General features: G+C 52.7%; 7 protein-coding genes and 1 pseudogene. 5 read left to right on the plus strand and 3 right to left on the minus strand.

Going from position 1 to position 8,317, the window contains the following annotated elements; genetic code table 11:
* Positions 1-151: pseudogene (locus ACEYDX_RS11365) on the plus strand (IS5/IS1182 family transposase); the annotation flags it as partial.
* 475 nt (positions 152-626) lie between these two features.
* Entirely contained in the window at positions 627-1,541 is a 915-nt protein-coding gene (locus ACEYDX_RS11370; protein WP_373742131.1) for a hypothetical protein, read from the plus strand.
* Here ACEYDX_RS11370 and ACEYDX_RS11375 read toward each other — a convergent pair.
* The 3 genes from ACEYDX_RS11375 to lpxC form a co-directional block, all read right to left on the minus strand.
* A complete protein-coding gene (locus ACEYDX_RS11375) occupies positions 1,477-2,040 on the minus strand; it encodes a hypothetical protein (RefSeq protein ID WP_373742132.1) in 564 nt (187 codons plus the stop codon). The two genes, ACEYDX_RS11370 and ACEYDX_RS11375, sit on opposite strands and share 65 nt — an antisense overlap.
* Positions 2,041-2,233: 193 nt before the next feature.
* Positions 2,234-3,532: a M16 family metallopeptidase gene (locus tag ACEYDX_RS11380; RefSeq protein WP_373742133.1), complete on the minus strand. Its 1,299-nt coding sequence runs from the start codon at positions 3,530-3,532 to the stop codon at positions 2,234-2,236.
* A 601-nt stretch (positions 3,533-4,133) separates the two neighbouring features.
* On the minus strand, positions 4,134-5,051 hold the full coding sequence (lpxC, locus tag ACEYDX_RS11385) for a UDP-3-O-acyl-N-acetylglucosamine deacetylase (RefSeq protein ID WP_373742134.1): 918 nt from the start codon (positions 5,049-5,051) through the stop codon (positions 4,134-4,136).
* 327 nt (positions 5,052-5,378) lie between these two features.
* On the opposite strand from lpxC, the gene gap reads away from it, so the two are divergent.
* From gap to dksA, 3 genes are all read left to right on the plus strand, one after another.
* A complete protein-coding gene (gene gap / locus ACEYDX_RS11390; protein ID WP_373742135.1) occupies positions 5,379-6,380 on the plus strand; it encodes a type I glyceraldehyde-3-phosphate dehydrogenase in 1,002 nt (333 codons plus the stop codon).
* A 106-nt stretch (positions 6,381-6,486) separates the two neighbouring features.
* Positions 6,487-7,284, plus strand: coding sequence for a pyrroline-5-carboxylate reductase (proC, locus tag ACEYDX_RS11395; RefSeq protein WP_373742136.1), 798 nt, complete (start codon positions 6,487-6,489; stop codon positions 7,282-7,284).
* A 315-nt stretch (positions 7,285-7,599) separates the two neighbouring features.
* Entirely contained in the window at positions 7,600-8,016 is a 417-nt protein-coding gene (gene dksA, locus ACEYDX_RS11400; RefSeq protein WP_373742137.1) for an RNA polymerase-binding protein DksA, read from the plus strand.
* The last annotated feature ends 301 nt before the right edge of the window (positions 8,017-8,317 follow it).

Here is an 8,317-nt window from a genome sequence, read left to right on the forward strand (position 1 = left end):
GCAAACCTTCGGTACGCTGCACCGGAAGTTCGGCTGTAAAAGAGCGCGTTATTTTGGCTTACGGAAAGTGCTGGCGCAAAGCCTTTTGAAAGCGGTGTGCCTGAACCTGCTGAAGGCAGCCAACAGGCTTCGTACGCCTGCTGCTGCCTGAAAAGGCAATGGGCACCCCGATAAAGGGGCTAATTGGGGGAATATGGACGAGAAACACGTCTGAAAATGAAAAAACGGTTACCTTGATTGTTCAGGTAACCGTTTGGATGGAGTAGCTGGTATTTCGCAAAGGTCTCGGATTTGGAATGACGGTGTGCAAGTTCAGTCTATTCAGAATAATGGTTCGGCCGGCGAAGTGAATCTGTCTTAAAGAAGTAGAAATCGCGTTTTGGAGTGAGGACGGGGAACAGCAGAATGCGGCTAATGCTGCACATAATTTAAAAGTCCGTGCCGATTTTCAGGAGTTGTTGGAGGCCGGATATGACGTACTGAATTACAACGTCGATTATCTGTATTATGTGCCGAGTGTCATCAGCAGCACTGCCCAATCGGTAGCGTATCAAGTCAACAAAATCCAAACAGGTTGGACTGTGGGCACGGAGGAGGAGGGTTTCAATTCGGTTGTCGGAGACAGTATGACCGAGGGCAAGTTATTGGGTGCGGCATTTTCGATTTGGGGCGAAAAAATAGCGGAATCGAATCTGAGCAACAGCACGGTTTACGAAACTGCTGCAAAACAGTTCGACACAATGGTTGCCAAGCTGAATCTTCAAGATGTGGATTTGGGTAAGTTGAACAAGGTTTCCGTGGATGTACAAGATTTTGCTTCCGGTCATAGCGGGCGGAGCTTTGCTGACGGTCAAGACGAGTGGATTGACGTTGAAACGGATAATTTGCCGAATATCGGTCAAGACCATATTTTGTGGGTAGACGGTAATGTCGGCGATGTATTGACAGTTGCCCCTGATTGGACGGCAAGCGGTGCTTTTGAAACAAATACGGCAACCGGCACAACGTACACGCTGTACCAATCAAACGCTGCCAACAGCCCGCTGCTGTATGTCGATACCGATATCGCAGTCGCCCGTGTCATCGATTTTGATGCCATTGATTCGCTTCATACGACTTGGAATTTTGAAAATTCATCTGATGACTACATCAAGCTGCATACGGGGCAAAAGGAAGGCGATACTTCAGATTTGTTTGTATGGGTGGACGGTCAACAAGGAGATGTCTTGGCCCTTGATTCTGAATGGCAGGCAACGGGTGTAACCGAAACCAATCAAACAACGGGTACAGCTTATACGCTTTATAAACAAGGTGGTAACGATGGCCAACACCTAATACGTCGATACCGACATTGCCGTGAAGCTAACACCGACGGTAGCCGATACTGGCGGTATTGTGTAATAAAAACCCAAACGCCGTCTGAAAACTTATTTTCAGACGGCGTTTTTTATTATATGTATCCGGATTCAGCCAAACCTATATTGCGTCAGGCTGGAGAAGAGAGCCATTGTTTTCCCGCCATTGGCGGGCATCGGCGATAAATTGTTGCTGCTGCGCTTCGTCGGTAAACGCGGCTCGGGGTAGCAGAATCAACGAAATGCCCAGGTGCAGCATCACATTGCTGCCGAAAGGTTCGACGGCTGTTACGGCTGCCCAACTGTAACGTTCTTCAAACAGATTTTCGGGATAGACCTGACGGAAACCTTGTGCGTCGGCATAGAAACGGCAGGGTCGGGTGGTTCGGATAGACCGGCGGTAAATGGTTTTCGGTACTGTACGGTTGATGGCTAGGAAGATAATACAGGCTAAAAACCATCCTATAAGAAATGTGACAAATGATATTGTTGAAGTATGAGTATGTTCTTCATACAACGTAATGAAGATAATGAATGAGATGTAGGCGGCAAGTGGAACCAATGCTGCGAATATCTTTATCCGTCTATGTTTTTTATCTTGTTTCAATAGTCTGTTTGTGGCCATTTGCGCGCCTTTCATATAATCGGCCACAGTTGGCGGCGGAACATCGAATTCGTATTGCATGGTTTCTTCCTTGTAGGGTCAACTTGCTTGAAAACAGTAACTCAGCAAAATGTGTCAGTCGGAACCGATACCCCAATATTTTCTACTGCTCTGTAAATAGCCGGGAATCACGTTCCGACCCACGTTATCGTTTCGCTGCTGTTTATCATTCATTGCAAACCGGCAACGGCTTGCCCGAACGCTTTCAGACGGCCTATTGCGCGCCGACCACCACCACATTCAAGTTCTCCGCTTTCACGCGACGCTGCCAGGCGTTTTTGATGTCTGCCGCGGTCAGCGCATTGACGGCTTTGGGGTAGGTTTCGAGCCAGTTGTCGGGCAGGTTGTGTACGCCGATGGTGCTCAGATAGCCCAGCAGTTTGGCGTTGGTGTCGAAACGCAGCGGGAAGCCGCCGGTAATGTTGGCTTTGGCCTGTTTCAGCTCTTCTTCGGTGGGGCCGTTGGCGATGAAGTCTTTCACCACGGCTTCGGCAGCCGCCAGCGCGGCTTGGCTGTTGGCTTTTTGGGTGGCGAAGCCGATGGTGAAGGGGCCTGCTTCGCTCATTGGCGAGAGTGAACTGCCCGCGCCGTAGGTGTAGCCGTGTTTGTCGCGCAGCACTTTCATCAGGCGGCTGTCGAAACCGCCGCCGCCGAGAATGTAGTTGCCCGTAAACAGGGCGAAATAGTCGGGGTCTTTGCGTTTGAAGAGCGGCATGCCGAGCATAATCTGCGCCTGCTCGCCTGCGAAGGCCACGTTTTCGCGGCGGGGTTGGTTGGCGGGAACGGGGGCGACGGTGCCGGCGGGTGCTTTGACGGGCAGGTTTTTCAGGGCGGCGGCGGCCAGCCGTTCGGCCTGTTTACGGCTGACGGCGCCAACGATGGCGACTACGGCGTTGCTTTTGCCGTAACGGCTTTTATGGAAGGAGCGGATGTCGGCCAGCGTCACTTTGCGGATGCGCTCTTCGCTGACCCATGCGCCGCTGCCGTAGGGGTGTTGCGGATAATTGAGGCGGGTAAGCGTGCGGTTGGCGATGTAGCCGGGATTGGTCTGCTGCTGTTGCAGGGCGGTGATGCTCTGTTTCTGACGACGGGCGAACACGGCGGGATCGAAGCGGGGCTGCGTAAGCGATTCGTTGACGAGTTTGACTGCGGCGTTGAGCGTGGCGGGTTTGCTCAGGCTGCGCATGGAAACGGATGCGCTTTCCTGACCGCTTTCGCTGGCGATGTTGGCGGCGATGTCGTTGGCGGCGGCATTGAAGGCTTCTTCGTCGAGCCGTTTGGTGCCGTCGGTCAGCAGGGAGGCGGTAAATTCGGCCACTTCGCTTTTGCCCGGCGGGTTGGATACGCTGCCTGCGCCTTTGAAGCTGATTTCCATATCGACAATCGGGTTTTCATGCCGTTCGACCAGCAGGATTTTCGTGCCTTCGGGCGTGTTCCAGCGTTGGATGTTGACGGCGGCCTGTGCGGCCAGCGGCAGGGCGAGCATTAGGGGAAAGAGTGTTTTTGCAGACATGGGTTTCCTGTATTTCGTGTGGGAATCTTGGGGAAATCCGTTTGCGGCTTTGGAACGGCGTGCCGAAACGCGCAGGCGGATTCTTATTCTGACAGGCCGTCTGAAAAAAGGTTTCAGACGGCCTTCCGGCGAACGGTTTTTATTCTACTGCAAAAGTATCGGGTGTACTGTCAAACAACTTAAAACCTGTTCGGCATGGCCGAGCTTTTGCGGTTTGTGCAGGGAAAATCTAACTTGAATTTATAAAAACCCTTTTTCTTCAGTTGATTGTAAATTGTCCATGGAATCCCGCCTATGCGGGAATGGCGGTTTTAACGTGGCCGCGTCAATCGGCACGTTACGCAAACACCGTTTTTTAACGGCCGTTGCACCACAAACCAAACCTTTCGGTTTTCCGACTGCCGACCGCGAAGAAGTAACGGTGGGTTTGGTGGATTACCCAAAAATTACGGTGAGGCCGTGTGCCGATTATCTGCGCAGCATACAGATACGGAATACAGTCTGCCGATATACAGGATTTGGATATCAAAGAACAGGCCGTCTGAAAAACATTTTTCAGACGGCCTGTTCTGTCGTTGCGGCGGGAAGGGATATTTTCGGGTTAAGCCGCGTCGGGCAAGTGGTGGAACGCGCGGGGTAGGTCTTCGTCGTCGTCGAACTCCGCCCATTCGTAGGAAGTTTCGTCGGCCAGAATCGCGCGCAGCAGGGCGTTGTTGATGGCGTGACCCGATTTGTAGCCTTCGAACGCACCGATAATCGGGTGGCCGACAATGTACAAATCGCCGATGGCATCCAGAATCTTGTGGCGCACGAACTCGTCGGGATAGCGCAGCCCTTCGGGGTTGAGCACGTCGGTGTCGTCAATCACGATGGCGTTGGAAAGGTTGCCGCCCAGTCCCAGATTGTGCGAACGCATCAGTTCGACTTCCTGCATAAAGCCGAAAGTGCGGGCGCGGGCGATTTCGTCCACATAGTTTTTACCCGCGAAATCGATTTCAAACGTGGGCGAGCTGCGGTTGAACACGGGGTGGTCGAATTCGATGGTGAGGGTAACTTTGAAGCCGTCGTAAGGCGTGAAGCGCACCCATTTGCCGGTTTCTTTCACTTCCACCGGTTTGAGGATTTTCAGAAAGCGTTTCTGCGCGCTTTGGTCGACGATGCCCGCATCCTGCAAAAGATAGATAAACGGCAGGCTGGAGCCGTCCATAATCGGGATTTCGGGCGCGTTCAGTTCAATCAGCGCATTGTCCACGCCGTAGGCGGCCAGCGCCGACATGATGTGTTCGATGGTGCCGACGCGCACGCCGTGTTCGGTGACGACGGTGGACGAAAGCCGCGTATCGTTAATCAGGTAGGGATTCAGCGCGATGGTTTCCCCCTGAACGCCCGACAAATCGGTGCGGCGGAAAGAGATGCCGCTGTTTGCGGGAGCAGGATGGAGCGTGAGCGCGACACGTTCGCCGGAATGCAGGCCGACACCGGTAACGCTGACGGATTTGGCAAGGGTGCGTTGGAACACGGCGTTCTCCGTATGGGTTGGAAATGCGCCTATCTTACGGTAAAAATCGGGAATGAATCCATTATTTGCGATTGTTTTTGTTTATAGCACGCTGTAGCCGACATGGATTCGACATGGATTATAGAAGCCGTTTCGTATCCAGTTGCCGGCAAAGCATAAGGCCGTCTGAAAGCCGTTTTCAGACGGCCTTATGCCGCAAACCTGATATAAATTAAGGAATCCGTTATAATCCCCTCCTGCGGGCAGGCCGTCGGTGGCGGCGGTTCCGTTTCGGGTTTACAATCAGATTTTTCCCACTTTAATCCGTATTTTTACAGGAGCGAATCAATGAGCATCAAAGTTGCAATCAACGGCTTCGGCCGCATCGGCCGCTTGGCATTGCGCCAAATCGTCAAAACCGAAGGCATCGAAGTGGTGGCGGTCAACGACCTGACCCCTGCGGACATGCTGCTGCACCTCTTCAAATACGACAGCACCCAAGGCCGCTTCCAAGGCACTGCCGAGCTGAAAGACGATGCGATTGTGGTAAACGGCAAAGAAATCAAAGTGTTTGCCAAGCCCAATCCCGAAGAGCTGCCGTGGAAAGACTTGGGCATCGACGTGGTGCTCGAATGTACCGGTTTCTTCGCCAGCAAAGAAAAATCCGAAGCCCACATCCGCGCCGGCGCGCGCAAAGTGGTGATTTCCGCCCCGGGCGGCGACGTGCCCACCGTGGTGTTCGGCGTAAACGAAAACATCCTGTCGGGCAGCGAAACCGTGATTTCCGCCGCTTCCTGCACCACCAACTGCTTGGCGCCGATGGCCGCCGTGCTGCAAAAAGAATTCGGCGTGGTCGAAGGCCTGATGACCACCATCCATGCCTACACCGGCGACCAAAACACTTTGGACGCACCGCACCGCAAAGGCGACAAACGCCGCGCCCGTGCCGCCGCCGCCAACATCGTACCGAACAGCACCGGCGCGGCCAAAGCCATCGGTTTGGTGATTCCCGAGCTGAACGGCAAACTCGACGGTTCCGCCCAACGCGTACCCGTGGCCACTGGTTCGCTGACCGAGCTTGTAACCGTGTTGGAAAAACCCGTTACTAAAGAACAGGTTAATGCCGCAATGAAAGCCGCCGCCAACGAATCTTACGGTTATACCGAAGAAGAGCTGGTGTCTTCCGACATCATCGGCATGGAATTCGGTTCGCTGTTCGACGCCACCCAAACCCGAATCATGACCGTAGGCGACAAACAGCTTGTGAAAACAGTGGCTTGGTACGACAACGAAATGTCATACACCTGCCAGCTGGTACGCACGCTGAAATTCTTCGCTGCGAAAATCTAAGCCGTTTCGGGTATTAAAACCATATATTCAGTAAAAAGGCCGTCTGAAAAACGTTTCAGACGGCCTTTCGGTATAATGCAGCAAACAAACCTGTCAGGGAGTGAAGATGGACATTTATTTCTTGGGTGGCGGCAACATGGCCGCAGCGATTGCAGGCGGACTGGTCAAGCAGGGCGGCTACCGTATCCATATGGTTGAGCGCAATGCCGAACGGCGCGGTTGGCTGGCGGAGGAGCTGGGTGCAGTGGTGTATGAAACCCTGCCCGTGTTGGGTGTTCATGATGTTTTGGTACTTGCCGTCAAACCGCAGGATATGCGGGCTGCGTGTGCCGGCTTGGAAACCAACGGCGCGTTGGTGTTGTCGGTTGCCGCCGGACTCGATACGGAAACGTTAAGCCGTTTCCTAAACGGTAACGGCCGCATCATACGGATGATGCCGAATACGCCCGCACAAGTCGGACAGGGCTTGTCCGGAATGTTTGCCGCCGACAGTGCCAGCCCGGCCGATAAAGCCGTTGCCGACCAAATTATGCAGACCGCGGGGCGGACTGTATGGCTTGATCGGGAAGACGAAATGCATGCCATTACCGGCATCAGCGGCAGTGGCCCGGCTTATGTGTTCTACTTGATGGATGCTTTGCAGAAAGCCGCCGAGCAGCAGGGATTCAGTTCCGAAACCGCCCGAGGTTTGAGCCTTGCCACATTTAAAGGCGCAGTAGCCCTTGCTGAACAAAGCGGTACGGATTTTGCCGTTTTACAGCAAAACGTTACCTCCAAAGGCGGGACAACGCATGAAGCCATTGAGATGTTCAGACGGCATCAGGTTGCGGAAGCCATTGCAAAAGGTGTGGATGCTTGTGTGGCAAGATCGCAGGAAATTGCAGAAGAATTAAAGGCCGTCTGAAAAACCGGTGAAGCAGCCTGAAACCGTTTCAACCAGTGGAAAATAACAAGACAGTAATATTGCCGGTGGTGGTATGCGGCAAACCCGCCACACTGCAAAACAAAGCCTAATATGTTTTCATCATTTAATTACAAAGGCTTGCAAAATACCCGCGTAAGCAATCTGCAAAAAAATGGAAAAACCGCGCTAAAACACATGTCTGCTCGGCAAATCATGCTATGATGCGCCATTTTCAAGGGGCAAATCCTTGAAAAACAATGAAGTAAGCAACTTTGTGGAAGTTATTCCGATAACTGACTGACGAAAGAACCAACCATGGCAAAGCTGACAGAACAAGACATTTTAAGCTGGGACGGTCCCGAAGACGATTACATGAATGCGGACCAATTGGCCTTTTTTAGAGAAATATTGGTAAAAATGCAGGACGAGCTGATTGAAAAGGCCTCCGTTACAACCGAGCACCTGCAAGAGCATGAATCTGCTCCCGATCCTGCCGACCGTGCCACGCAGGAAGAAGAATACGCCCTCGAATTGCGTACCCGCGATCGTGAACGGAAACTGATGGCGAAAGTGCAGGCGACCATCCGTAAAATCGATGAAGGCGATTACGGCTTCTGCCAAGACACGGGTGAGCCAATCGGTCTGAAACGTTTGTTGGCGCGCCCTACCGCCACTTTATCTGTGGAGGCGCAAGAGCGTCGAGAACGTATGAAAAAACAGTTTGCTGATTAAGTTCGGTAAATAAACGCCCGTGGCCGTTTCAGACGGCCCGGGCGTTTTTTATTGTTCGGTTGGGATGGTTAAAACCAGTTTGCGCTGGGAGATTGTTTTAGCTTTGGTTGGCTAAGTTCCCTTAAAAAACATATAATTACTATTTTATGGAGAAATTCACATCCGTTAACTCTTGACTGTTGAGTGGGGTGTTGTGTATAGTTCGCCTTCTTCGCTGCACGGTTGAACCGGAGGCGGACGCTCTTTAACAACACAGATTACCGATAAGTGTGGGTGCGTATGCCCCACACTGCGACGAGAA

This window comes from Neisseria sp. (assembly GCF_041804105.1).
Classification (GTDB): domain Bacteria; phylum Pseudomonadota; class Gammaproteobacteria; order Burkholderiales; family Neisseriaceae; genus Neisseria.